The sequence below is a fragment of the Lentibacillus salicampi genome (genome assembly GCF_004565465.1).
Lineage (GTDB): Bacteria > Bacillota > Bacilli > Bacillales > Amphibacillaceae > Lentibacillus > Lentibacillus salicampi.
The window spans coordinates 40,357-64,911 of sequence record NZ_SRHY01000013.1; the positions used below are offsets into that span (position 1 = coordinate 40,357).

A 24,555-nucleotide genomic window follows, 5' to 3' on the forward strand; every position below is an offset into this window, starting at 1 on the left:
CAGTCTCCTTCCAGTGAACTGCAAGTCAGTCATCCGGATTTTTATCTTCCAATGCCTCCAGGGCGGACCTTCTTTTCTTTCGGGTTTCGCGCCGGTTAATATAAATGGTCGGCGACTGATAATTTTTCGAAGCCCGTAAGTCTTCATTGGATGCCTTCATAAACGACCAGGCCAGAAGCCCCATAATAAACAAAACCGGGAATCCGGCGACAATACTGGCGGTCTGCAATGTCTGCAAATCGCCGATGAACATTAATACCAAAGGCATCAGGCATAGGGTGAATGCCCAGAAAAGTCGGTTCCAGCGCAATGGTTCGGCTTTGACCTCCTTTTGGACAACGGCGGACAGGATATAGGACGATGAGTCAAAGGTCGTTGCCAGAAAAATAATTGCCAGTACAGTAAAAACAGTCACCATGAATCCGGCCAGTGGCAGCTGGTTCAGGATGGCGATAATAGCAGCCGGTGCACCATTTTCATTCATAAAACCGACAACGTCGAATTGTCCGGTCAGCTGCAGATGCAGGCCGAAATTTCCCATAATGCCGAAAAACAGAACACTGCCAAGGGTGCCATACAACATCGTCCCAAAAATCATTTCCTGTATGGTTCGGCCTCGCGAAATGCGAGCGACAAACAAGCCGACAAACGGCGCATAGACAAGCCACCATGCCCAGTAAAATATCGTCCAGCTTTCAGGAAATCCCGTTTCCGTAAATCCCCTCACATTGGCAAACGGCTCAAGCCACGTGGCCATTTTGAAAAAGTTATCGATAATCAGACCAAGGCTCGTAAAGGTGGTTTCACTGATAAACAGCGACGGACCGAAAATAAAAATAAAGCCAAGGACAAAAACAGCGAGCCACAGATTGACATCACTCAGCACTTTGATGCCACGCCGCAATCCTGAATAGGCGCTGATGGCGAAAATAGTGGTACATACCAACATGATGATCGTCTTCATCGTCATCGTTACAGGTAAGCCGGTGATATCATGGACACCTTCTGCGATCATAGGTGTTCCTAACGCAAGCGTCGTTCCGGCACCGCCCATTAGGCCAAACATGAACAGCACATCAATGATAATGCCAAGCGGTGTATCGACCAGCCGGCCGAGGACGGGTCTGACCGCTTCACTGATTTTCAGAACAGGTTTTTTCCGGACATAATAGAAGTAGGCGATCGGCAGTGCCGGTAATGTATAGATCGCCCAGGCAATCGGCCCCCAATGAAAAATGCCGTATGCCGGCGCATAATTAATCGCTTCATTCGATTCCGGTTCTATGCCGAATGGCGGCCCCTGGTAGTAGTAGGCCCACTCGATCACTGCCCAGTAAAGAATACTCGACCCGATCCCCGCAGCAAACAGCATGGCTGCCCAGGAAATCGTGCCAAATTCTTTTTCAGAATCTTTATCACCGAGTTTGATATGGCCATTTTTACTGAAGGCAACAAAAATCAGAAACGCAAAAGCGGCCAGACCAAAAATTAAATAGAGCACACCGAAATTCCCGGTCATGAAGTCATTGGCCATATTGACGAATTCTTTGCCCGCCTCCGGGAAAACCGCCAGAGGAATGGAAACAGCGAGTAGCAGAATTAAAGCGCTTATGAATGTCGGCCAGTCAATCAAATCCTTGTTCATTGTTTTCACCCTTTCTTGTGATTAGCTTTTCTATATGTTGAAAGGCTATTCATGGATAAAGCTGTTGTTTTGGGTATAATTAAACCTCTGAATATGAAAAGGGGGAGGAAGATTTGAAGATAGTTCAGCAGTGGAAGCAGGCGGATAGTGATTTTATCCGGGAAAAGGTCATCGAGCATAATATGGAACAACTTCCCGATAAACTTAAAACGCCAAATGAAAATGTCAGTCTTATTCTCAAAGGTGATTCAGGAGAAATTATAGGCGGAATCACCGCAAATATCTTCTGGCATCATATGCACATTGAATCATTATGGGTGGATAAACATGTTAGAGAAGCAGGCTATGGAAGTGAACTCTTAAAAAGGATGGAAACATTAGCCATTGAAAAAGGATGCCGGTTTATTTTCCTGGATACATTCAGCTTCCAGGCTCCTGAATTTTATCAAAACAATGGGTATGAAGTCTTCGGTACGATTGAAGATCATCCAAAGGGGTTTAATCAGTATTTTTTACGTAAAAGATTTGATATGTAGTTACGCCGTATAAGGACTCTACGCTTTTGCGGGGTACTGTAAAAGAAGAGTCTTTATAATTTGGTAAATACCAGGATTTATGTTGTGGATGATAAATAATAAAAAAATTTACGATCATTGCCTGCACATCATGTGGTGTAGTGATTCAAATGATACAATGATACTAGCATACAACTAGCAGATAGTGGCCTGCATGTTGATTTGTCCAGCAGCTGCCACAGCGCAATGTTCTCGGTCCCAGCTAAATCATAGGACTATACCAGGCATAAATTAAATACAAATAAGTGACTATTAACAAAAGACAAATTAGTTTTTTGCCTTTGTTTTCCCAAATTGTCAACAGAATAACAATTCCAAATAAAACTAAACTTATTGTCCCCAGTTTATCAGACTCGAAAAATATAAAATTCGTTATGGCTAAGATAGCTGTGAATATAAGGAAGAAGTAGGTAAAACTACTCAAATACAATTGATTAGATTTTTTTTTCATAGGAAAATCACCTCATTTTACTTGATTATGATTGATATAGTAGAGTATTCCATTTAAAATATCAATTGTCAAGATAAAGATAATTCAAAAAAGAGAGGTTCCGAATTGAAAAAATCAATTACTCTTATTGTAACGTTTGCAATGTTTTTTGCTATTAACGGACAGGTAGCCGCTGAGGATTCGGCGAGTGAACCAATGGAACCATTTAGTAATCAAGATCCGGGTATGGGTGGTAACTTTTCCTGGGAGTTATTTGATACAGTTAATCATAGTACGGAATTTGTAGATAATGCTACTGAATTAGAGCAACAATTAATCGCCGGTGCACCTGCTCTAGCAACACCAGTTTATGGATGGATATCTTTGGCTATATTTAATACATTTAACGAAAAGCCTGATCACACATACTATACGCTCAAAAAATATATGGACGATGATGCACATGCTATTTACATTAAAACTGAAGTGTATACCTATAGCGATTCCGGAAGAACAAATTTATTAAAACAAAAAACATATTTTGACCAGGTCAGTAAATAAGCAGGTGCTGGAGACAAACTAATTGGTGGCGACATCAGGGTATCAGATGAGAATTTTGAACTTAGTATAAAATTGGCTGGTTGCCGTAAATAAAGGGGAAATGGGGAAAGGCTGCAGTTCGCATATGTTGTATCTAGTTTCAATGAAATGTTGTCGAATACCCCATCGACCTGCTGTATGAACGTTTTCACGTTCATACAGCAGGTTTCGTTTTACCTGCCTGGTTTTTTTCCACATCGCGCATGTAAAGGTCGGTAACCTGTCAAAAAACGGTGGTCAACTGACCTTAAATGCCGGATAATGTTTGGGCCTGCAGGGTGCAGATCACAGGAGACGCCTGCACAGGACGTCCGGAACTAGCCTTTGTTTCTTTTAATCAGCCACAGCGTTACACTGACTGAGGTTTCACTTTATCCTATAACTGATACTACCCCCCCCATAGAACAGGGGATAATTGTTCCTTGAATGTCCGATTCGGTTCAACTAACATTCAACGGAAGAAACCACTATGCTGAATGTGGTCTCCCGTTATGCGCCGGCAGCTTTTGCCGGAGCTGCTGCTTTTCCTCCTCAGTCAGCGGAACCATCGGCAGGCGGACATCGCCAACGGAAACCCCTATCATGTTAAGAGCGGCTTTGACCGGGGATGGGCTTGGCTGAGCGAACAGTGCCTTCATCGTCGGCAGGAGTTGCTGGTGAATGGCGGCTGCCCGCTGCACATCTCCGTTTTTGAAATGCTGTACCATTTCCTGCATGTCGCCTCCGATTACGTGCGAGGCGACGGATATGACGCCGTTTCCGCCAATTGCGAGTGCAGGAAGTGTCATGCTGTCATCACCACTGTAAAGTGTGAAGTCATCAGGTGTTTGACGGATGATGTCTGTCATCGCATCAATGTTTCCGCTTGCTTCTTTGACGGAAACAACGTTGTTGACTTCAGACAACCGGATAATCGTTTCCGGCGCAATCCCCACTGCGCTCCGGCCCGGGATATTGTACAACATCACGGGGAGGGACGTGGCATGTGCGATGGCTTTATAGTGCTGGTACAGCCCTTCTTGGGAAGGTTTATTATAATAAGGTGTCGTGAGCATGATCGCATCAACACCTGTCTGTTCAGCCTGTTCTGTCAGCTCGATGGATGCCCGTGTATTATTCGAACCTGTTCCTGCGATGACGGACACACGTCCATTGGCAACTTGTGCGACGAAACGGAACAAGTCCAGTTTTTCTGTGTTTGTCAGCGTTGGGGATTCCCCGGTAGTCCCTGCAACGATTAATCCATCCGAACCATTTGCGATTAAATAATTGACCAGCGTCCGTGTTGCGTCGAAATTGATATCACCATTCTGATCGAATGGCGTTACCATAGCAGTTAATACGTTACCGAAATTCATCATGATTCACACCCTTTTTGAAAGTTAAAAAGGGCTACCGGCATTTTCAGCATAAAAAAACAACAACGAGGGGCCGCTGTTGCTTGAGAAACGTTAACTTAACCGTCCCTTTGCGCAAGATAGCCCTCCATATAGTTCCCTATATGACAGTCCTGCCTTTCTTCAATAACAGAACCAACACCCGAGAATATAAGTTCTCGATGTTTCGGCGAATTCCCCTTTCCACAATCGTCACCGGACCTCATCATCCTCTGATTGCGTACTGATGGCTTTCGCTCCTCTACCTCGCTTCAACGTATTGAAGCAAGACAATATATAATTTATATTTACCTTAACATTAGTCGCCCCGGTTTTCAAGATAGGAACCAAAAAACTTATCGGATATCTTTTCTATAAATCTATTGCATTGACTGTGATTCTATGCTAGGCTTTAAATACAATATATGCTGATAAAATTGAATCAATACACTAGATATAGTGTTCGCGAGCTTAGGCGACAACTCAGTCTTAATAGGGAATCCGGTTAGAAATCCGGAGCTGTCCCCGCAACTGTGAGTGTGGACGACCAGGTTATCCACTGTATGACAGGCTTAACGGCGGTCATACGGGAAGGGCCTCAGTAGACAGAAGCACGAGCCAGGAGACCTGCCTTCGTTCAGATGTTTCGATTCCCCGGGGAAAGTGGAAGGCGAAACGGCGGAACATGATGCTTTTTCTGTCGTTTTGCAGCCGTTCATCCCTGGGGTGAGCGGTTTTTCTATTAGCGTAAGGAGGCAAAATCATGACATCAACCATAACCGACGAAATAGCACCATTCATCAAGCAGGCAACAGAAGGACTCAATGTAGACAAGGACGCATTTTTTAAAAAAGTACATAACCAAGGTCCCGTCATTGAACCGGACCACTTGATCAAACGGGCACTGGAGAATATCGATGAGGCCAACCCTGATTGGACATATGTCGCCAGCCGCCTGTATCTAAAGACCTTATACGAGCAGGCAGCAGCAAACAGGGGATATGACGCCAGCCGTCAATACGGTGATTTCCACCAGCTTATCAAAGCACTGACTGATCAAGGCATTTATTCAGATCACTTGCTGCAAACATACACGCAGGAGGAAATCGGATACTTTAACAACGTCATTGAGCCGAAGCGTGATTTTATGTTCAACTACCTCGGCTTGTATACTCTGGCAACCCGCTATCTGGCAACCGACCATGATAAAAATATATACGAACTGCCGCAGGAGCGCTGGATGATTATTGCCATGCACCTGATGCAGGATGAGGACCCCAGCTATCGCAGCCAGTACGTTGCTGAAGCTTATTGGGCCTTGAGCAACCTGTACATGACGGTCGCCACGCCGACACTCACCAATGCCGGCAAAACACATGGTCAATTATCGAGCTGTTTTATCGATACCGTCGATGACAGCCTGCAATCCATTTACGACAGCAACACCGACATTGCCAGGCTGTCCAAAAATGGCGGCGGGATTGGTGTTTACATGGGAAAAATCCGCAGCCGCGGCAGTGCGATCAAAGGATTTAAAGGCATGTCCAGCGGTGTTGTACCATGGATCAAACAGCTGAACAACACGGCCGTCAGTGTCGATCAGCTTGGGACACGAAAAGGCGCAATCGCCATTTACCTTGACGTCTGGCATGCCGATATTGAAGCGTTTCTTGATTTAAAACTGAATAATGGCGATGAACGGCTCCGTGCGCATGATATTTTCACAGGTGTCTCGCTTCCGGACTATTTTATGGAACAGGTGGAACAGCGTGGTGACTGGTATTTGTTCGATCCGCATGAAGTACGTCAGGTGATGGGCTATTCGCTGGAGGATTTTTACGATGAAGAAAAGGGAGCGGGATCGTGGCGTGAGCGCTATCTGGAATGTGTGGCATCCGACCGGCTCACCAAACGTGCTGTCCCGGCAATCGACATCATGAAACGGGTCATGAAATCACAGCTCGAGTCTGGTACACCATTCATGTTTTACCGGGACGAGGTGAACCGGCAGAACAATAATCCGCACAACGGCATGATTTATTGTTCTAATCTGTGTACGGAAATTACGCAGAATCAGTCACCGACGGAATTGTTGGAAGAGCTGACCGAAGCGGATGGCACCATCGTGAAAAAATATAAACCAGGTGACTATGTCGTGTGCAATCTGAGCTCTATCAATCTCGGAAGGGCCGTACCGGAACAGGTACTGGAACGTCTAATCAGGATTCAGGTCCGTATGCTCGATAATGTGATTGGTATTAACACGCTGCCGTTGAAACAAACGCAAATGACCAATCAAAAATACCGCGCAATCGGTCTTGGAACATTCGGTTGGCATCATCTGCTGGCAAAAGAAAATGTCCGTTGGGAATCGGATGAAGCCGTTGATTATGCAGACCAGCTGTATGAAAAAATTGCCTATCTGACCATTAAAACAAGCATGGAACTGAGCAAGGAAAAAGGCAGCTATCCAGCGTTTGCGGGCAGCAAGTGGCAGACAGGCCAATATTTTACCGATAAAGGTTACACGAGTGAGGCGTGGGAGGTGTTGAAGCAGGATGTGACGGAACACGGCATCCGTAACGGCTATCTCATGGCCGTGGCACCGAACTCGTCAACATCCATGATTGCCGGCTCAACGGCCAGCATTGACCCTGTCTTCCAACCGTTCTATTTTGAGGAAAAGAAAGATTTCAAAATTCCCTTCACGGCGCCAGAGCTGGATCATAACACGTACAATATTTACCGAAGATCCGCTTATATTTTGGACCAGCGCTGGTCGGTCAAGCAAAATGCAGCTCGCCAAAAGCATATTGACCAAGGCATTTCGTTCAATTTTTACGTACCGAACACGATTAAAGCATCTGTCCTCCTTGACCTGCATCTGCAGGCATGGCGGGAAGGCTTGAAAACGACGTACTATGTCCGGTCAACGGCCAATGATGTTGAAGAATGTGAGTGGTGTCAAAGTTGAGAACCTTAATCGCCTATTTATCATACAGCGGCAACACAAAAGAAACGGCGGACATGATTGCGGAGCGTCTTGAGGATGACGGGATGACAGTTGATCGCCACCAGATTGGCATCGATTCGCCGGTTATCGCGTCTCAATATGATCTGATTTTTATCGGCACATTCACTTGGGAGATGGGCGCAACCCCTGATGAGGTGAAAGATTTTATACTGGAAATCGGCTATAAACCAGACAATGTCGCCGTCTTCGGAACCGGCGATACACAATTTGGCGGTGATGATCTGTTCTGCAAAGCTGTTGTTAAATTGGCCAAATTTTACGGGAGCAAATGGCCCGGTCTGAAAGTTGAGCAGTCACCACGTGGCTCACAAGGACCTATCGTGGAAAATTGGTTGGAAGGAGTGCTTCATGATGTCAAACGCCCTGCTTGAAAAAGCAAAAACACTGGAACCCATGAATCCGAACAAATCAACCGCTCTGTTTGGCGGGGAGTCAAGCGGTATCCTGAATTGGAACGATATTGCTTATCCACACTGGTATAAAATGTATAAGCGTCTGATCGGAAACTATTGGCAGGCAGATGAAATCAACATGAACGATGACTTGCGCCAGTTTGCTACATTAACAGATGCCGAGCGGGATACGTACCTGAAAGTCATCGGTCTGTTGTCAACATTGGATGGCCCGCAAACACGGACAGCGCTGCTTTTGTCACTGTACGCGACCGATCCATCTGTCCAATCGATCATGGCGGTCATCGCCCAGCAGGAAGCCGTGCATAATGAAAGCTATTCGTACGTGCTGTCATCAATTGTTTCGCTCGATGAGCAGAATGAGGCATTTCAGCTCGGACGAACTGATCCGATATTGCTGAAGCGGAATGAAGCGATCATAAGGCAATACAACGCGTTTGTTGAAGAACCGACGATAGAAAATACTTTAAAAACAATGGTCTATACGTCACTCTTGGAAGGCATGTTTTTCTACTCCGGGTTTGCTTTTTTCTACCATCTTGCCAGACAAAATAAGATGGTTGGCACGTCGACGATGATCAGCTACATTAATCGGGATGAGCTTGAACATGGGCGATTCATTGCCGAATTATTCCGGGCAACACTGGCCGAAAATCCGGACTTAAATACAGCAGAATTTACGGATTGGGTTTACAGCAGATTCAGTGAGTCAGTGGACCTCGAAATCGAATGGTCCCAATATGTGCTCGCCGATATTGACGGTATTGACCTTGACGAAATGGCCGGCTACATCAAGTACCGCGCCAATAAAATGCTAAGGATGATGGGCCTGAGTGAGATTTATCCCGAGCATACAGAGAATCCGATGAAATGGATCCGGGCGTATGCGGACAATTTCGATGGCACCAAAACGGACTTTTTCGAGCAAAAGTCAAGACAATATACGAAAACGAGCGACCTGAACGGGTTTGATGATTTGTGAACATGACAAGGAGTGTTCAGCCGCCATGGGCAATATAGATTCGCTGAAATAGTCACTGTATTGGCTGAAGTTGTCACAAAATCGGCCGAAGTTCATAACTTTTTCGCTGAAGTTCACACACTCGGCTGGAAAAATAGCCGGCGCGCCTCCGAAAGGCGCACCGGCTATGCCATTTCACTCAACTTTATAACTTTGCCCGTCATCGCATTCACACCATAATCACAGTCTATTTTCCCGCACATCATATAGTGGTCACGACTGTTGTCATAGACATATACGGGATCAACTTGTAAATACTCCCGCAACAAATCAAAGGCCTCTTCAACTGTCACAACCGGCTTCGTGGCCTCCGCGAAGTGCTTGAATCCTTCAAGCAGCCAGCTCTGATCAATATAATGAATGGCTGTCAATGTATCGCGTTCAATGACAAGTTTTATCTTATTGCCAAACATTTTTTGCATTTTCTCCTCAGCTGGTTTGAGTTCCGCGATAATGTAACCGTCCTTCAGCAAAAATCCGATAAGCTTCCGCTTGCCGCTTTCATTCGGATAAACGAGCCGCATAAAGCGCAGCACTTCTTGAACGCATGCCGTCATTTCGGATTCAGTTAATGGCAACGAATCCGGATGCGGTTCATCAGCAAGCACGGTTTCAAGTGTCACTTCGGGCGACAGGTCAATATCTTTCTGTTCAAAGTTGCCGTCCAGCGGCTTGTCCCACCGTAAAATATCATCCTTTTCCACAAATGAACCAGTGTCCTCCCCAATCGTAAATGGGATCGTTCGCGACGCATCATTTGTTAAGAAGACTTCCTCCAGTCCGTATACTGCGACCCACTTTTCCTGCGCTTCATCAGGGTACGCCACCAGCTGGCACTGTGCTTTAGCGACAGGTTCATATTTGTCCGGTGTCAACGCAAACGGCTCCCACTCAATCTGATCTGCTTCCGGGAACTCTCCATCAATATAAAACACCATGAGCACACCATCGTCATTAAACTCAGTCCTAATGATACCGCCCGGGGACACCGGAATATTATCAACCGCCGCCGCGAACCGCAGTACTTGCTTGTCATCACGCTCGATCCGAAACTGACGTCCGAAAGTCAGTCCAGTCATATCCTCTACCCATTCAATCACTTCTTCTTTAGTCGATGCTGTCGGATACAGGCTGTTGTCGGCACTGTTGATACCATCGACGAACGTGATACCCCGCACTGCGCCTGTGTAAAAATTCACATCCGCGACAGCTGTTCCTGCCGGATTCAAACCGTCTTCCGCAGACGCCACGCCCTCCGGAAACCATTCCATATTTAAAATATATGCGGTCTCATTCAAATGATTTTTTTCTCGAAAAAAATGATATCGCTCAAGACGATGGTTATGTAACCCCAGAGCAGCCTGTGTATGATCCACTACATTCCGCAACTTTTCATCCATGTAAACCCTCGCTTTTCATAAACTACCCCCAGTATAACATCTTCATGAAAAAACTACTTTACATTCACGCAGCGTTAACGTTTATGATGTAAATGAAAGGAGAGAGACAGATGCACATAAAAGAAGCCGCCGAACAATTGAATACCACACCACGGGCCATCCGCTTTTATGAAGAAAAAGGCTTGATTAGCCCTGAAAAAGACGACGAAAGTGATTACCGCATTTTTACGGATAACGACCTTCTGCGCCTTAGCACTATTTTGGCGTTGCGTGAAATCGGAATAGCTATCGACACCATTAAAGCTATTTTGGATAATCCGGATATGAGCATAACGGATTATTTGAACGTCCAGCGCTCGGCATTATTTGAAAAATGGATTGAGATGAAGGACATGATCCAAACAATTGATGATATGATCACCAAAACAGATGAAAACAACGACGTCTCCGCGAAGATTTTCGCGCTGTCAAGGCATTTGAAGAATATGAAAAGTCTGCGCAAAAGCTGGGAAGACAAGTGGAATTTTGATAAACAGGCCGCAGGGTATGATCAAAACATTAAAATGGCCGGCTACCGGTTTAACGTTCATCAGGATTATGATAAAGCACTTTCGAAAGCCGCTGAAACAACGCAGCTGAATCCGGGGGAAGTATGCATGGATATCGGCGTCGGAACCGGCAACCTAGGGGCAAAATTTCTCAACCAGGGCGCCCGGGTTATTGGTGTCGATCAGTCTGGGGAAATGCTCAAGGTATGCCATGAAAAATATCCGGCCATTGAGACACGAAAAGGCCATTTCCTTGCCTTGCCGCTGCTGGATAAAGAGGTTGACACCATCGTATCAAGCTATGCCCTGCACCACATTCCAGATAATGAAAAATTGCTCGCACTGGAAGAAATGTCGCGTGTGCTGAAAGGTGAGGGACAGATTTGCCTGGTTGATCTGATGTTTCGCAATGACACGCACCGTGGTGACATGATCAGGCAGTTTGGGGAGGATGGTAATTCTGAGGCAGTTGATGCCATAGAAGATGAATTTTACGCCGATCGCTCCAGACTGACGGAATGGTTCACAGCAAATGGCTTTCATGTTAAAACGCACGCATTTAACGACATTCTGAGCATGATTTACGCAAAAAGATAGGGGAGTTTGGCATGACCATCCATTTAAAATTCTATCGTCCGACTTTTCGACCGCAGCTGGAGCAGTATTACCTTAAAGCGGAACATCACTATTTCACGGCACATCCCATCGATGCTGTAAAAGAACACGACCAGAGCCGTCATCCAATCGTTATTTTAAGCAATCAAACAGTCGTCGGCTTTTTTATCCTGCACGGATGGAATGGTGTGAAGAAATACTCCCGAAATAGACGGGCTATTCTGCTGAGGGCGTACTCAATTGACAGCCGCCATCAGGGGAAAGGCTATGCTGAACAGTCACTCCAATTGTTCGCACGGTTTATCAGTAAGCATTTCAAGGAAAAAAACGAGATGATTCTGGCCGTTAATCTCAAAAATACAGTAGCACAGCATGTATATAAGAAAGCCGGGTTCATGGATAAGGGAAAACGTTTTATGGGGAAAAAGGGAGAGCAAATCGTTTTGCATAAGAAGCTTTAAATGTGAGAGGGTAATCGTCTTCAATCGACGGTTACCCGCTGATTAAAATGATACTTGCCCTGTCTTCCCGTCGCCGCTATACATCTTTAACGCTTTTGCCGTTTCACTAAGGTTAAACGGGATTGATTCAAGTGTATACAAACGCAAGTTCTGAAACAAGAAGGATATTAAAATTTTATAAAAATTATGTCGGCAGAACCCGCCAACGAAAAAAGCCACCCGACATGGGCAGCTTTCTGATCTTACTTATTAAAATAACTGACAAGCCCTGCAACGATCCCGTCAGCCACGTTAGCCTTGTGTTGTGCGGTCTGAATCACCGACAGATCGTACGGATTGGTGATAAACCCAAGCTCTACAAGCACCGATAAGTCACTGTTCTTACGCAAAACATGATAGCCATTTTTCATCAAACCCCGGCTGTTCAGGTCCATGTGCTGTTCAAGGCCGGTCTGAATATCACCCGCAAGCTGATAGTCATTGCCATCCGTATAATAATAGGTACTGAAGCCATTGACAGCTTCAAGCGGGAATGCGTTATAGTGCAAACTGATGAAGGCATCTGTTGCGTGTACATTGCTGTGATTTACCCGGTTCTCCAGTGATACATAAGTATCGTCCGAACGTGTCAGCATAACGTTGGCACCGGCTTCAAGCAGACCCTGGGCAACACGGTCAGCCGTGCTCAAGGTGTGGCTCTTTTCCATTGTTCCTCTGAGTCCGATGGCACCGGGGTCCTTGCCGCCATGTCCGGGGTCAAGAACGATCGTAATACCATCAAGCGTGCCGGAACCTTCAGTACTGACCGACTCCGTTTCTACGGCATGATCATTTCCGGCTGACGAGGAGTTTTGAACGGCTGCGTCACGATCAACTGAATACAGATACTGTGACGCGACCCAGGCGATCTGTCCATTATAATAAGTTTGTGCCCAGCCGTTTTTTTCCTGAAAAACAACTGCTTGGTCTCCTCCCGCAAGATGACCGACCACATCTGCACTGTGCGATGGAGAAGATCTGACATTGAGTACATCGGTGCCGACCTTGTATGTATCGCCATCATTAGCCAGAACGTTTGAGCTAAAGACTATTAAAGTGAGTATAAAGACGATGGCCGATATCAATAAACGTATTTTCCCCATAAAACCTCTCCTTTTATTAGTCATAATTTCCATCATAGATGAATTCTAAACGCCATTAATGATAAACCATTCGAAAGTTTTAGACAAATAGAAGGATTTCCAGAGCGTTATCGAGAAACAATAGGTAATCGGGCATAATTGAAGTCTGCCGGGGATGAGTGGTAATGGCAGAAAGATTTTAATCATATTATTTGTATAAAGGGCGTCAGCGGAATTGTAAAACAACGGAAAGGCGGAAAAACAACATGACAGCTAAATATGGTGACCATCAGGAAATGCCAAAACGCAGAAGAAAACAGGACCGGGGCTGCATTGCAGATTTGCTTTTAAGTGTTCCGGAATTAATTATCTGGGCGTTCAAATGGCTTTTCAGGGGAATTGGCGCTTTGTTCAGGCATTGGTCTTGAGTGAGGCCACTCGAATAAAGTGGTCATCAGAGGTCTTTGATAACATGCAGAAAGGATGTGATCGATGGATGGACCGACGAAAAGGCATCACTGCCATCATCGGCTTTGTCTTATTAGCTATCGTTGTAACACTTGTGGTGGATTCTGAAAATACTGAGTCAAAAAATGCCGATGTTACTGAACATGATTATACATTTTCCGGTGAAAGTGAGCACTGGACTGCCGACTTTGAAATGGAAGGGAAGGAAGTTTTCCATGAAGAGAAAGAAGTGCTTCAGTATGACAGTGAGGCGCAGTCAACATTTACGCTGACGTATAAAGGTTCGCTGGATGAGCTTTCCTCGGTTGAAAAAATACACTTTAAATATCAAACGCCCGGAAGCAGCATGGAACAGACCATGAATTTTGATGATTTACCACCTGATGATACCACATTTACTGAGCGCGGCAATACCTTGGTGCGCCGGGATGAAGTGATCGAGATCACCGTCGAATGGGGCGACAAGACCGAAAAGTTCACACTCGAAGCAGAGGAATAGTGTTACTGTGACGTTTCACTGAATGTGATATCAATAACCTCTTCTGTTTTGGTGCTGAATTCAATCGCAATCAACACACCAAATTCTTTGTCATCCTCCCGCAGCCATAGCTTGAATTTTTCCACGGCTGTCGAATCATTTTCCTCACGTCCCTGATGCAGGTAATCCACGATGTCGGCGTCCGGGTACCTGGACCCTGTTTTCTGCATCGCGAGCCGTCCCCATTTGGCATAAGAAGGGATGTCGTCCTCAGCGTGGACATTCGGAAGGACAATACCTGAAGTCATACCGCCAGACAGAAGCAATAAAATACCTAAAGCCGTGAATAATCGCCGCATGGAATCATCTCCTTGTCGTTATCATGCCGCAATGAACGGTTCAGTATGCAGCCTCGGATTTGACGTGGTTTTATTTTGCATGATATTCATTCCTGCTTATGTGTGATAATGGGAGGAAAATCGGACGTATATAGTTTGTCACGGTTTGGTTGGTCAATGAATATCCATTTCTTCAAAAATGCTGGCGTCATGACTTGTAGGCTTCAGTCGTATCATATATACTGAATTTGGGTTCCATCATATCCTGAAACCAATTCATTGATATGGAAGAAGGTGGCATGATGAGAAAGGCTCTGGCAACCTTTACTGTGTTGGCGGTGATCCTGGTGGTGTTTTTTGTCGTGTTGGAATTCACCGGTGATACGTCCGCTGATACTAGTGTTGGGACAAGCGAAAATGTGGAAGCATCGGAATCGACTGCTGTTTCATTTCACCCCGATGGTGAGGTGGAACAGCTTTCCACTCTTGATACACGCAGATTGGACGAACAGGAAGGTCTGGAACGAGAACTTCAGAAATCATATGATGAAGGCACTTATACATTGAAAGAACCATTTGTAAAATTAAATCCTTATAACACAGCTCCGTTAACAGCGCTTGCCATGTTTGAAACGGATGACCCCGTCAAAATAACGGTCACCGTCGAAGGAAAGGATGAACATGGGGATGTCCGTCATTCCTATGATGACTATAATACGGAACATGCCATCCCAGTACTTGGTTTGTATCCGGACTATGACAACACCGTAACGATTGAAGCGGTGAACAAATCGGGTGAGACCGAAAAAAGCACTTTCACGGTTGGAACGGATCCATTGCCGGAGGACTTTTTGACAAATGAAACCCCTAAATCCCACCCTGAAAAAATGGAAAATGGATTGACATTTATTGTGCCGAGCACCCGCTATGCATACGCGGTGGATCATAATGCTGACGTCAGGTGGTATTCAACGTTATGGAATTCCCATGTTTTCAAGCGGCTTGATAATGGACATATCCTTTATGCCACAAAAGAAGAAGGTCAGAATCAATATAATGAAATGCTGGAAATGGATATGCTTGGAAACGTGTACAATTCCTATCTGATCCAGCTTGATGATTATGAAGATACAAACGTGGTGCATCACGGGATAGCGGAACTGCCGAACGGCAATTTGCTGGCCACCGTCCACGATACGGCATCACCATACATAGAAGATGAGATGATTGAGATCGCCCGCGAGACAGGTGAAACAGTACGGGATTTCAGTTTCCGTGACCTGTTCCCGGAGGATTTTTATGAGGATTACGGCGGCGTCTTTTCCAATGATGGCGACTGGTTCCATCACAATGCTATCTGGTATGTGGAAAAAGACGATTCGATTCTTGTCTCGAGCCGGCATCAGGATTTGATGATGAAAATGTCCTATCCGGAGGGGGAGGTCGATTGGATTTTGGCTGACCATGAGAAATGGCCGGACGCCTATGACAAGTATTTGCTGAAGCCAAAAGGTGATGACTTCAAATTCCCGGCAGGACCGCATGCTCCAATGGCAATGCCGGATCTTGACAATAACGGTGCAACCCATGATTATTTGTTATTTGATAATAATATTGTGATTACCCGCGGAAAAGATCCGCTTAGCGGTGATTTCAGCCGGGGGGTCCAGTACCGGATTAACCCTGAGAAAATGACTGTTGAAGAAGTGTGGTCGTTTGGTGAGGCCCGCGGTAAAAGCTTTCACTCCAGCATTGTCGGTGATGCGGACTATCTGGATGGTACAGGGAACCGGATGATGACGTCAGGCTATATTGAAGTTGACGAAGGGATGAACAGCAGAGTCATAGAAGTCAATGATAATCTGCCTGCAGATGTTATCTATGAACTCGTCATTTCCGGTTTTGAAAAAGAAAGTCACAGGCAGGCATACCGTGCGGAGCGTATGCCATTGTATCCGGAGCACGAATGGCAAGTTGAATTGGTCGATTAATTGGGAATGGGGCAGCCGAATGGTTGCTCCATATTTGTTTTGTTGATAATTCACTTGGCTGTAACGGTGGAAGTGGAAGGGGGCCTAGAATCAGCAGAAGAGCACCGGAATCGGCAGAAGAGCGCCGGAATCGGCAAAAGGTCGCGGGAATCAGCAGAAGAGCACCGGAATCGGCAGAAGGTCGCGGGAATCGGCAGAAGAGCGCCGGAATCGGCAAAAGGTCGCGGGAATCAGCAGAAGAGCACCGGAATCGGCAGAAGGTCGCGGGAATCAGCAGAAGAGCGCCGGAATCGGCAGAAGAGGAGCAGAATCGGCAGAAGAGGAGCAGAATCGGCAGAAGAGCACCGGAATCGGCAGAAGATATAAAGGGAGCTGCCACAACAAGAGCTCCCTTATATTTGTCTATTAAATTATGGATTAAAGCTGCTGTGAATAACTGGAAGCCGTATCAGTCACGTTCAGCTCCAGCGCCCAGCAATAGCAGATCTTTTGCTGGGGCGAGCTTTAGCGCAGCCCCAAACTTCACAGTCCTCCACTACGATAAGTCAACATCGCCTCACCCAGGCTTACCGTGTCTCCTTTATCTCATTGCGGAGTGCTCCAGTTTGTACGTCGCTAAACGGGCGCTTCCGCTTTTGTTCCAAGATAAGAATGTATAAAATTTTTGGCTATATTAAGCTCTTTGTCAGCAATAGCCATGTCCAGCTCCAGCGCCTACCCCCTCGAGGTCTTAAGCAATGATTTTACGTGGCAAAACCCGCCACTACAAATTCTTGCTTAAGCTTTTCGGGGGTAAACAAGGCGCCCCGCGCTTTTGTTCCTTATGCTCTGATCCATTTCCAAATCTCTGCCATCGAAGCATTTTTCCCGTACATCAGAATACCCGTCTTGAATATTTTCCCGGCTAGTTTCATGAATATCCAAATGCTGATGACCAGAATAGCCAGTGCGATGATGATTTCCATCCATGGCCAGTCTTCCAGGATGGTCAGCCGTATCAGCAGGACACCTGGCGTCGTGAATGGAACATAGGTGCCAACCTGTGCGATGATTCCACTCGGGTTGCTAAGGATTGGCCCAATAAAAATCAGCGGCAGGAACGGTAACATCATGACCATTCCTTGGAAGTTACTGGTAGAAGACATATCAGCCATGGTGGCACCGAGACCGACGAACAGCGCTGCAAACAGGAAGTAGCCAAGAATAGCAATCGCCACCAGCAAAATCAATTCGGGTACAAGCAAGTATTCCAAAATCGGTACATCGCCCAGCTGCCAAACGCTGATCGGAATGGCAAATGCGAGGAATACGGCCGATTGAATCATGCCAAGTCCGAAGTAGCCGATGACCTTACCCTGCATCAATTCACCGGGTGTGATCGATGATAAAATGATTTCGGCAATTTTGTCCTTTTTCTCATTGGACGCACTTTGGAAAATATACATCCCGGAAACAATAATCGACATCAGAATGATCAAAGCAAATGCCGCGGGGATTACTTGTGCAAACGGATCTTCACCGAGGAGTCCACCGCTTTCACTTGCTTCTGTATCATCCGCTGCCGCCAGTTCGTCTGCTGTTGTTTCCTCAAACTGAATCGACATTGAAACAGCAGCCAGTTCTTCATCAGACAAGCCAAGCTGCTGCATTTGCAATGACTTGACCGGCGTAGACAGCGTCTGTACTTGATTCATGAACCCTGGTCCGATTTCTTCGCTTGTGTATACCGGAATTACGCCTTCATCAAGCGTCTGATCGTCAAGATAAAGATACGCGGTGTTTTCACTCGATTCAAGTTCACTTTCAACATTTTCTTCAGTTACATCCGTCTTCTGCATCTTCCAATTCAAGTCACTTTTTTCAACGGTTTCCTCCAATGTTTCAAATAGCCCAAGCTCATCGTTGACGAAGACGGTCGTTTTACTATCGTCATCTGAATCGTTGAAAAGACTACCCAAAAACATGAACCCGAGAAATAAAGCAGGCGTTAAAAACATCCCAATTAAAAATGATTTATTTTTCAAATTGCGCCTGATTTCCCATTTGGCAACTTTTAGAGCATTACGCATGTGTGGCACCTTCCTTCTGTTCGATGTTTCCTGTCGTTGCAATATCGATGAAAATTTCGTGCAAGGAGATGCGGTCGATCGATAATTCCTGGACAGTTAGATTTTCCGGCAAATGCTTCAGCCAACTGACCGGCTCAACATCCCGGGTCAGATAAAGCACCGATGTATCTTCATCCTGTTCGACCCGCTCAACATCTGGCAGGCCTTCCAGTTCATGCTGGTCATTTTTCCCGCGGATCGTGCATTTGAAGTTGGCATAACGCTCCTTGACATCGTCCATGTCACCATAAATAATTCGCTCACCGTTATGCATCATGAACAGCCTGTCACACATTTCCTCCACTAGGTTCATCTGATGGGAAGATAGCAAAATGGCGGTGCCTTTTTCTGCCAACTTGCGGATTTCCGTTTTAAATAGATCCTGACTGACCGGGTCGAGGCCGGAAAAGGGTTCATCCAGAATGAGCAGTTCCGGTTCATGAATAATGGAAGAAATGAATTGCACTTTTTGCCCCATCCCTTTGGACAACTCCTCGATCGAGCTGTTTTCGTGTCCTTCCAGATCAAATTTTTTCAAATAAGCAAGGGCGCGTTCCCTGGCTTTTTTCAGCGGGTAGTCCTTTAGTTCTGCCAAATAAAGCAGGATGTCCATCACTTTCACATTTTTATAGAGCCCGCGTTCTTCCGGCAGGTAGCCGATTTTGTAGCGTGGTATCTTATCATGTCCACTGAAGGAGATCGCGCCTTCATCCGGATACATGATGCCCATGATGTTGCGGATGGTCGTGGACTTGCCGGCTCCATTCGGTCCGAGGATCGCCATGATTTCTCCTTTTCGGACGTCAAAGGAAACGTCCCGGACAGCTTGTTTGTTTTTAAATGCTTTGCTTAATTGATCAACGCGCAGCATGGTTTCCAATCGTTTCACCTCTCTAATTTGTACGAACCAAATCGTTTCGTGTTAAAAAGTTTCCGTTAAACTCAATTGGCACCCCGACATCATCTTTTTCAGCATGAATGTGTAAGTGGGGTTCCGACGTGTCAATCGCATATTGCTCTGGCTCATAGGCGTTATGGCAGCCTACTTACGTTTTGTTCCTGCAGCAGCAGTGTCAGAATCTCCTCAAGTTCTAATGCCGTTTGGAAGGTTGCCGTCAAATGATGTTCATGGAAAAAGCTTTCTGTCTGTTCAGGGTGATTCGAAATGATTTGCTGGTTTTCACGTGCGATTTCACCTGGTGCCCGTGTCTCAGGCAGTTCAGAGGCAAGCCAATATTTCCTATATCGCTGCAGCAACTCTTCTTTTTCAAATGTCCCCATGTGATTGCCATCTTGTAATACGTATAAATAGTCCGCAAGTTTCATCATATCCGCAGCCTGATGACTGGCTATGACAATTGCCCGCTCGCCCTGATCCATCCAATCAGTTAATAGGTCCATAAGCAGCTGTTTGGATGGGATATCCAGGAATGAAGTCGGTTCATCCAGAATCATTAGTGGCGAATTTCTTGGAATCGTCAAAGCCAGCCTGAGTTTCTGCTGTACACCCGGAGATAGTTTACCATACTTCTTGTGTAATGGAAGATGGAAATTGTCGACAATGTCCGCAAATAGGTTGTCATCCCAGTCCGGATACAACGGCGCAATTATTTTCTTCAGGTCTTGCCCTGTATAAGGGTTGTAGCCGACGGATGTCTGTGGCAGATAGGCAACGTTGCTTTTCCACGATTCATCGTTCGTATCGGCGGGTGTACCCAAAATATTAATATGGCCGCTATCGGAAGTGGCTAAATCCATTATCAGTTTTAACAGCGTGCTTTTTCCGGACCCGTTATTGCCGGCAAGTGTCGTGATGGTTCCCGGCTCAATCGTTAAATCGACCGGCCCCAGCTGGAAATCGGCTATTCGTTTTTTTACCCGCGATAATTCAGCACATGCTAGCATGTTTACTCTCCTTTCCGTGTATTTATGAGGTGATGGAAAATTTCTTCGACCTGATCTGGCGAATAGTCATAGCGAAGCGCCGTATCAACAGCATCCGCCATCGTCTGATACACGGCATCGTGTTTTACTTGCTGTTTGGTGGCAGCTGCAATTTCCGCCACAAATGTCCCTTTGCCCTGCAATGTCCGGATAAACCCCTGGTTCTCCAAGTCCTGGTACGCGCGTCTTGTGGTAATGATGCTCACCTCCAAGTCCTTGGACAGTGCCCGTATCGAGGGCAGGGAGGTCCCAGCAGTGAGCTGTTCCCCGGCGATCAAGGCCTTTAACTGATTTTCAATTTGATGATAGATCGGTTCACGGGATTCCTTTGATAATTGGATTGGCAGTTTCATAGAATCCCCCTCACAGATAATCCACTTTGCGCATTTGTTTTGTCATATAATGTTTCCAATACTTCACCCCGAGGACAGCCATTAAAATTGAAATGACCGATGACAAGAGTGGCCAATTTTGTGCCGCAATAATCGTCCAATACAAAACTCCTTGCTCGGTTATACAGTGGAAGCCCATCAGTACACTGGCATAAATGATCAAAACAATCACACCGTACCAGACAATAGTTGAAGTTCGGGTTTTGTCACCTGATTCACTGGCAGGGAAAATGCTGCCAAAGTAAACACTGAAAGCGAGCCAAATGACCGAAAAAGCAATGTATCCGCCAACGGAGAGCACGTCCCATAATGCCGGTGATATGGCATAAAGCATAACCAGAAAAACCACTTGAACCGGCAATGCCAGCACGTAATAAATGAGAAATCGGCTCCTGATCAACACATCCTCTTTGACAGGAAGCATCTTCAGCATCATGACGGAAGGAGCGGCCCCCATGGTTTCGTTAATACTTTTCATTTGAAAATCCTTTGGTCTGGTCCAAGCGGGCGCGAAGGTAAATAATAACGTAAAGAAAAAATCCGGACCGACAAACCCGTTCTCCAGGTATTCACCCAATGAGCTGGCAATGGACAATCCAATCAGTATAAAGAGGATAAACGAAACAGGAAACATCCACTTTGACGCCTTAATCTCGAATTTGGCCAGTCGGAATGCTTCTTTCCAATGTTGCATGAAAGTCACCTCTTTCTTGCCAGTGTTATACTGTGTATGTCTATATGTACAGTATATGTATGATTTTAAAAAAGTCAAGGGATTATGGAAAAATCATTGAAAAGGTGTAGAATGGGGGAAGGTTGCCCTGTTGATTTGGCCCAAGTTGTCACAGAATCCGCCCAAATTTACGCTAATCCGGCCCAAGTTGTCACAATTTCGGCCCAAGTTCACAACTTTCCGGCCTGGGTTGTCACAATTGATGCCAAGTCACATTGAAATTCAGTTGCGGTCTGGACATTTAATTGAGTAAGTTGATATGCAAACCGGATTCACATGCGATTTTATAGGAAGGTGACGTTTATGGGATGGTTGTTGGCCATTGTTACGATAGCAGCATTGATTTTAGCCGTTTATTTATTGGATAAGAAACCAACCCTCAGCCTAGTGATAGCTATTCTCACACCAGTTGTTTTATGGCTGGTGCTTGGCCGTTTTGGCGGGGAGATCGTCTTTACGCTCTTTGCGGCGATATTTATTATTGTGATGAACTTGCTGAACAGAAGTAAAATGGAGGACGACTAACTTACCAAAAGTAAATAGCCCCGTTGCTTGTCAAAACGCAGTGGAACATGGCGGGGATGTGTTCGTTCACGACCCCGTCACATTTTTATTACAGAATTGTGAAATACTGAACATGTTTATCGCATTTAAAATGGTTATGTGTTACTATATAGGTGTAATAAAGATATATCTTTATAATTACTTGTGAAATATTGAACATAAATTTAAAGGAGATGTTCCCATGTTTGTTGACTTTCTTCGGCATAACAAAATCGTTGCGGGTATACTGGCTTTTTTGAGGATTTATATTGGTTATCAATGGCTGACATCGGGATTTGGGAAAATCACCAGCGGCGGGTTTGATGCCAGCGGATTTATGCAAGGTGCCATCGCCGGCGCGGGGGGAGAGAATTCAACCGTGCAAAGCTGGTGGGCGGCGTTTCTTGAAACGATCGCACTCCCAAACGCAGAAATCTTCAGTTTTCTCGTCATGTGGGGTGAAGTTTTGGTTGGTGCAGCGCTAATTCTTGGTATCTTTACTAATTTTGCGGCGCTGATGGGGATCACTATGAACTTCGCGTTTCTGTTCAGTGGTACAGTCAGCACGAATGCACTAATGGTAGTGATGACAATATTCCTGCTTGTTGCCGGTTATAATGCAGGCCGATTTGGGCTTGATCGCTGGGTGATTCCGTTTCTGAAAAATCACAACCCGCGGCGTAAGCGAAAAGACAGTGAAGTTGCTGCGGCATAAATTAAAAACTGACCTTCTCATTCGGAAGGTCAGTTTTGCCATTTTATGAACGAATTTCCAACGCAATGAGCGAGGGATGCATCGCAGAAACGAGCGAGTGGATGCATAAATCGAGCGAGGCCCCCTCAGGATCGAGCGAGTGAACCGTAAAGTTGAGCGAGAACCCCCGAAATTCGAGCGGGAACGACGAGAAGTCGAGCGAGAACCCCCGAAATTCGAGCGGGAACGCCGAGAAGTCGAGCGAGAACCCCTTAGAATCGAGCGAACACATCTCAAAGTCGACCAAGCATTACCTCACAACCGCTCAAAATTTCTAAAGCTTCGCATTCAGCCATAATCAGCGCATCCTGTTGCGGCGCATCTCGCTATTAAGAAACATAATCTGACAAGACGCTTTGAACTTTATAAATGTTCAATTGCTTGTTAAAGGTTTTTTGAATGGGCTCAGCGCTGCCCGATATCCAAATCAGCAGTTCGGCTTCCAGATCGAAAGTTCCGGCTGTTTCCACGGAAAAATGCGTTATACTTTTATATGGGATAGAATGATACTCGACTTTTTTGCCGGTAACCCCTTGCTTATCAACCAAAATCAGCCGCTTGCCGGTAAACACCATCAGATCGCGAATCAGTTTATAGGCATGTTCCACATTTTCCCCAGGTGATAATAATTCACTAAGTTCTTTCTCAACTTCCTGCGTATCGACTTCGGATGCATTGCCCATCATGCCGTCAAATAAACCCATTCAATCACTCTCCAACTTCGATTTTCTTCATTATATCAAAGTCGTCAATTGCTGTATTAGTTTTCCAATTATGCCACACACTAAAATAAGGAAATCCACGAAAGGAGAATCGCAATTATGAAAAAATGGATACTGTTTCCCGGACTGGCTTTTGTTATTGTTTTGAGTGCCTGTGCTGGGACAGAAGCCGATAAGGAGGGGGTTCAGGATAGTGGGATTGAAACGGCTGGAAACTTTACGGATGAGGCGGACAAAGTGGAGGTTACGCTATATAACAGGGACAAGCAAAAAGTCGGTACCTCGATCATCCGGCCTGTTTATACGGGTGTAAAGGTGACGCTGGAAGGTTCTGATTTGCCGCCAGGGACACACGGATTTCACATTCATGAAAATGGCGTCTGTGAAGCACCTGACTTCAAATCAGCCGGTGGACATTTCAACCCGACTGATGCGAGGCATGGCTTTAAACATCCGCAGGGTCCACATGCCGGGGATTTGCCGAATATAGAAGTTGACGAGGACGGGGATGTTTTCGCGGATGCGGCAGCCGAAATGGTTACTTTGGAGAAAGGCAAAAACAATTCATTGCTGAAAGAGGGTGGAACAGCATTGATCATTCACGCTGACGCCGATGACTATGAATCACAGCCCTCAGGAGATGCTGGTGAACGGATTGCCTGTGGAGTTATCAGTGAATAAGTTTCACAGAAGGCACGGGGGGAATCCCCGGGCCTTCTTTTGCGCGACGGGCAGTCGCACTGAGTGTAGATTACTGCACTAAATGAACTTTTAAAGGATTAGAGCACGTTACCTTGTGTAAGCACGCCTCTGTAAATCCTGGAAGGTGAATTTTCTCGAAGGTG

26 protein-coding genes and 2 riboswitches are annotated in these 24,555 nt (G+C 45.7%); of the genes, 14 read left to right on the forward strand and 12 right to left on the reverse strand.

The window, feature by feature from the left end; translation table 11 throughout:
* Window positions 1-25 precede the first annotated feature (25 nt).
* Complete coding sequence (locus E4U82_RS09655) at window positions 26-1,645, reverse strand: BCCT family transporter (protein WP_135109988.1); 1,620 nt, start codon at window positions 1,643-1,645, stop codon at window positions 26-28.
* Between the two features lie 113 nt (window positions 1,646-1,758).
* Between E4U82_RS09655 and E4U82_RS09660 the strand changes: the two genes are divergently transcribed.
* Both E4U82_RS09660 and E4U82_RS09665 read left to right on the forward strand, forming a co-directional pair.
* On the forward strand, window positions 1,759-2,181 hold the full coding sequence (locus E4U82_RS09660) for a GNAT family N-acetyltransferase (protein ID WP_135109989.1): 423 nt from the start codon (window positions 1,759-1,761) through the stop codon (window positions 2,179-2,181).
* A gap of 595 nt (window positions 2,182-2,776) precedes the next feature.
* Window positions 2,777-3,211: a hypothetical protein gene (locus tag E4U82_RS09665; RefSeq protein WP_135109990.1), complete on the forward strand. Its 435-nt coding sequence runs from the start codon at window positions 2,777-2,779 to the stop codon at window positions 3,209-3,211.
* Between the two features lie 506 nt (window positions 3,212-3,717).
* Here E4U82_RS09665 and dapA read toward each other — a convergent pair.
* Entirely contained in the window at window positions 3,718-4,608 is an 891-nt protein-coding gene (dapA, locus tag E4U82_RS09670; protein WP_135110017.1) for a 4-hydroxy-tetrahydrodipicolinate synthase, read from the reverse strand.
* 112 nt (window positions 4,609-4,720) lie between these two features.
* Window positions 4,721-4,899: riboswitch (Lysine riboswitch) on the reverse strand.
* A 183-nt stretch (window positions 4,900-5,082) separates the two neighbouring features.
* A riboswitch (cobalamin riboswitch) is annotated at window positions 5,083-5,275 on the forward strand.
* Window positions 5,276-5,389: 114 nt separating this feature from the next.
* On the opposite strand from dapA, the gene E4U82_RS09675 reads away from it, so the two are divergent.
* Genes E4U82_RS09675 through E4U82_RS09685 form a run of 3 tightly spaced genes read left to right on the forward strand, consistent with a single transcriptional unit; the run spans window position 5,390 to window position 9,055 of the window.
* Window positions 5,390-7,600 carry a ribonucleoside-diphosphate reductase subunit alpha gene (locus E4U82_RS09675; protein WP_135109991.1) on the forward strand — a complete coding sequence of 737 codons (2,211 nt, stop codon included), beginning with the start codon at window positions 5,390-5,392 and terminating at the stop codon, window positions 7,598-7,600.
* Window positions 7,585-8,031, forward strand: coding sequence for a flavodoxin (locus E4U82_RS09680; protein WP_135109992.1), 447 nt, complete (start codon window positions 7,585-7,587; stop codon window positions 8,029-8,031). The genes E4U82_RS09675 and E4U82_RS09680 overlap by 16 nt, the downstream gene beginning before the upstream one ends.
* Window positions 8,012-9,055 (forward strand): ribonucleotide-diphosphate reductase subunit beta, encoded by a 1,044-nt coding sequence (locus tag E4U82_RS09685; RefSeq protein WP_135109993.1) that lies wholly within the window; start codon window positions 8,012-8,014, stop codon window positions 9,053-9,055. Before E4U82_RS09680 ends, E4U82_RS09685 begins: the two co-directional genes overlap by 20 nt.
* Before the next feature lie 164 nt (window positions 9,056-9,219).
* On the opposite strand, the gene E4U82_RS09690 is transcribed toward E4U82_RS09685, so the two are convergent.
* Window positions 9,220-10,494 (reverse strand): hypothetical protein, encoded by a 1,275-nt coding sequence (locus E4U82_RS09690; protein ID WP_135109994.1) that lies wholly within the window; start codon window positions 10,492-10,494, stop codon window positions 9,220-9,222.
* Window positions 10,495-10,604: 110 nt separating this feature from the next.
* Between E4U82_RS09690 and E4U82_RS09695 the strand changes: the two genes are divergently transcribed.
* Window positions 10,605-11,639 (forward strand): MerR family transcriptional regulator, encoded by a 1,035-nt coding sequence (locus tag E4U82_RS09695; protein WP_167751373.1) that lies wholly within the window; start codon window positions 10,605-10,607, stop codon window positions 11,637-11,639.
* 11 nt (window positions 11,640-11,650) lie between these two features.
* On the forward strand, window positions 11,651-12,118 hold the full coding sequence (locus E4U82_RS09700) for a GNAT family N-acetyltransferase (protein ID WP_135109996.1): 468 nt from the start codon (window positions 11,651-11,653) through the stop codon (window positions 12,116-12,118).
* A 242-nt stretch (window positions 12,119-12,360) separates the two neighbouring features.
* On the opposite strand, the gene E4U82_RS09705 is transcribed toward E4U82_RS09700, so the two are convergent.
* On the reverse strand, window positions 12,361-13,260 hold the full coding sequence (locus E4U82_RS09705) for an N-acetylmuramoyl-L-alanine amidase family protein (RefSeq protein ID WP_167751374.1): 900 nt from the start codon (window positions 13,258-13,260) through the stop codon (window positions 12,361-12,363).
* Window positions 13,261-13,505: 245 nt separating this feature from the next.
* Here E4U82_RS09705 and E4U82_RS19855 point away from each other — a divergent pair, with 245 nt between their 5' ends.
* On the forward strand, window positions 13,506-13,667 hold the full coding sequence (locus E4U82_RS19855; protein WP_167751375.1) for a hypothetical protein: 162 nt from the start codon (window positions 13,506-13,508) through the stop codon (window positions 13,665-13,667).
* Between the two features lie 68 nt (window positions 13,668-13,735).
* Window positions 13,736-14,206, forward strand: coding sequence for a hypothetical protein (locus E4U82_RS09710; protein WP_135109998.1), 471 nt, complete (start codon window positions 13,736-13,738; stop codon window positions 14,204-14,206).
* A 2-nt stretch (window positions 14,207-14,208) separates the two neighbouring features.
* On the opposite strand, the gene E4U82_RS09715 is transcribed toward E4U82_RS09710, so the two are convergent.
* The gene (locus E4U82_RS09715) at window positions 14,209-14,544 is read right to left on the reverse strand and encodes a YqzG/YhdC family protein (RefSeq protein ID WP_135109999.1); all 336 of its coding nucleotides are present in this window, start codon (window positions 14,542-14,544) and stop codon (window positions 14,209-14,211) included.
* Between the two features lie 278 nt (window positions 14,545-14,822).
* On the opposite strand from E4U82_RS09715, the gene E4U82_RS09720 reads away from it, so the two are divergent.
* Window positions 14,823-16,514, forward strand: coding sequence for an aryl-sulfate sulfotransferase (locus E4U82_RS09720; protein ID WP_209300557.1), 1,692 nt, complete (start codon window positions 14,823-14,825; stop codon window positions 16,512-16,514).
* A 54-nt stretch (window positions 16,515-16,568) separates the two neighbouring features.
* On the forward strand, window positions 16,569-16,880 hold the full coding sequence (locus tag E4U82_RS09725; RefSeq protein ID WP_135110001.1) for a hypothetical protein: 312 nt from the start codon (window positions 16,569-16,571) through the stop codon (window positions 16,878-16,880).
* A 455-nt stretch (window positions 16,881-17,335) separates the two neighbouring features.
* Here E4U82_RS09725 and E4U82_RS09730 read toward each other — a convergent pair whose 3' ends face one another.
* The 5 genes from E4U82_RS09730 to E4U82_RS09750 all read right to left on the reverse strand — a co-directional run bounded on the left by E4U82_RS09730 (window position 17,336) and on the right by E4U82_RS09750 (window position 21,652).
* Window positions 17,336-18,583 (reverse strand): ABC transporter permease, encoded by a 1,248-nt coding sequence (locus E4U82_RS09730; RefSeq protein ID WP_135110002.1) that lies wholly within the window; start codon window positions 18,581-18,583, stop codon window positions 17,336-17,338.
* Window positions 18,576-19,502: an ABC transporter ATP-binding protein gene (locus E4U82_RS09735; protein WP_135110003.1), complete on the reverse strand. Its 927-nt coding sequence runs from the start codon at window positions 19,500-19,502 to the stop codon at window positions 18,576-18,578. The genes E4U82_RS09730 and E4U82_RS09735 overlap by 8 nt, the downstream gene beginning before the upstream one ends.
* A 152-nt stretch (window positions 19,503-19,654) precedes the next feature.
* The gene (locus tag E4U82_RS09740) at window positions 19,655-20,527 is read right to left on the reverse strand and encodes an ATP-binding cassette domain-containing protein (RefSeq protein ID WP_135110004.1); all 873 of its coding nucleotides are present in this window, start codon (window positions 20,525-20,527) and stop codon (window positions 19,655-19,657) included.
* 2 nt (window positions 20,528-20,529) lie between these two features.
* Window positions 20,530-20,919, reverse strand: coding sequence for a GntR family transcriptional regulator (locus tag E4U82_RS09745; protein WP_135110005.1), 390 nt, complete (start codon window positions 20,917-20,919; stop codon window positions 20,530-20,532).
* Window positions 20,920-20,929: 10 nt separating this feature from the next.
* Window positions 20,930-21,652, reverse strand: a complete 723-nt coding sequence (locus E4U82_RS09750; protein ID WP_135110006.1) for a hypothetical protein — start codon at window positions 21,650-21,652, stop codon at window positions 20,930-20,932.
* 342 nt (window positions 21,653-21,994) lie between these two features.
* On the opposite strand from E4U82_RS09750, the gene E4U82_RS09755 reads away from it, so the two are divergent.
* Together E4U82_RS09755 and E4U82_RS09760 are read left to right on the forward strand one after the other, a co-directional pair.
* Entirely contained in the window at window positions 21,995-22,216 is a 222-nt protein-coding gene (locus E4U82_RS09755) for a hypothetical protein (RefSeq protein WP_135110007.1), read from the forward strand.
* A gap of 220 nt (window positions 22,217-22,436) precedes the next feature.
* On the forward strand, window positions 22,437-22,949 hold the full coding sequence (locus E4U82_RS09760) for a DoxX family protein (RefSeq protein ID WP_135110008.1): 513 nt from the start codon (window positions 22,437-22,439) through the stop codon (window positions 22,947-22,949).
* A 43-nt stretch (window positions 22,950-22,992) separates the two neighbouring features.
* Here E4U82_RS09760 and E4U82_RS09765 read toward each other — a convergent pair whose 3' ends face one another.
* Entirely contained in the window at window positions 22,993-23,235 is a 243-nt protein-coding gene (locus E4U82_RS09765) for a hypothetical protein (protein ID WP_135110009.1), read from the reverse strand.
* An 82-nt stretch (window positions 23,236-23,317) separates the two neighbouring features.
* Complete coding sequence (locus tag E4U82_RS09770; protein ID WP_135110010.1) at window positions 23,318-23,692, reverse strand: PH domain-containing protein; 375 nt, start codon at window positions 23,690-23,692, stop codon at window positions 23,318-23,320.
* A 117-nt stretch (window positions 23,693-23,809) separates the two neighbouring features.
* Between E4U82_RS09770 and E4U82_RS09775 the strand changes: the two genes are divergently transcribed.
* Window positions 23,810-24,391: a superoxide dismutase family protein gene (locus E4U82_RS09775; RefSeq protein ID WP_135110011.1), complete on the forward strand. Its 582-nt coding sequence runs from the start codon at window positions 23,810-23,812 to the stop codon at window positions 24,389-24,391.
* Window positions 24,392-24,555: the final 164 nt, after the last annotated feature.

Coding starts and splice junctions, on each gene's coding strand:
- E4U82_RS09685 (WP_135109993.1), top strand. CDS start 8,012: ATGTCAAACGCCCTGCTTGAAAAAGCAAAAACACTGGAACCCATGAAT.
- E4U82_RS09750 (WP_135110006.1), bottom strand. CDS start 21,652: ATGCAACATTGGAAAGAAGCATTCCGACTGGCCAAATTCGAGATTAAG.
- E4U82_RS09760 (WP_135110008.1), top strand. CDS start 22,437: ATGTTTGTTGACTTTCTTCGGCATAACAAAATCGTTGCGGGTATACTG.
- E4U82_RS09720 (WP_209300557.1), top strand. CDS start 14,823: ATGATGAGAAAGGCTCTGGCAACCTTTACTGTGTTGGCGGTGATCCTG.
- E4U82_RS09695 (WP_167751373.1), top strand. CDS start 10,605: ATGCACATAAAAGAAGCCGCCGAACAATTGAATACCACACCACGGGCC.
- E4U82_RS09730 (WP_135110002.1), bottom strand. CDS start 18,583: ATGCGTAATGCTCTAAAAGTTGCCAAATGGGAAATCAGGCGCAATTTG.
- dapA (WP_135110017.1), bottom strand. CDS start 4,608: ATGAATTTCGGTAACGTATTAACTGCTATGGTAACGCCATTCGATCAG.
- E4U82_RS09775 (WP_135110011.1), top strand. CDS start 23,810: ATGAAAAAATGGATACTGTTTCCCGGACTGGCTTTTGTTATTGTTTTG.
- E4U82_RS09755 (WP_135110007.1), top strand. CDS start 21,995: ATGGGATGGTTGTTGGCCATTGTTACGATAGCAGCATTGATTTTAGCC.
- E4U82_RS09675 (WP_135109991.1), top strand. CDS start 5,390: ATGACATCAACCATAACCGACGAAATAGCACCATTCATCAAGCAGGCA.
- E4U82_RS09690 (WP_135109994.1), bottom strand. CDS start 10,494: ATGGATGAAAAGTTGCGGAATGTAGTGGATCATACACAGGCTGCTCTG.
- E4U82_RS09700 (WP_135109996.1), top strand. CDS start 11,651: ATGACCATCCATTTAAAATTCTATCGTCCGACTTTTCGACCGCAGCTG.
- E4U82_RS19855 (WP_167751375.1), top strand. CDS start 13,506: ATGACAGCTAAATATGGTGACCATCAGGAAATGCCAAAACGCAGAAGA.
- E4U82_RS09705 (WP_167751374.1), bottom strand. CDS start 13,260: ATGGGGAAAATACGTTTATTGATATCGGCCATCGTCTTTATACTCACT.
- E4U82_RS09770 (WP_135110010.1), bottom strand. CDS start 23,692: ATGGGTTTATTTGACGGCATGATGGGCAATGCATCCGAAGTCGATACG.
- E4U82_RS09745 (WP_135110005.1), bottom strand. CDS start 20,919: ATGAAACTGCCAATCCAATTATCAAAGGAATCCCGTGAACCGATCTAT.
- E4U82_RS09740 (WP_135110004.1), bottom strand. CDS start 20,527: ATGCTAGCATGTGCTGAATTATCGCGGGTAAAAAAACGAATAGCCGAT.
- E4U82_RS09715 (WP_135109999.1), bottom strand. CDS start 14,544: ATGCGGCGATTATTCACGGCTTTAGGTATTTTATTGCTTCTGTCTGGC.
- E4U82_RS09655 (WP_135109988.1), bottom strand. CDS start 1,645: ATGAACAAGGATTTGATTGACTGGCCGACATTCATAAGCGCTTTAATT.
- E4U82_RS09710 (WP_135109998.1), top strand. CDS start 13,736: ATGGACCGACGAAAAGGCATCACTGCCATCATCGGCTTTGTCTTATTA.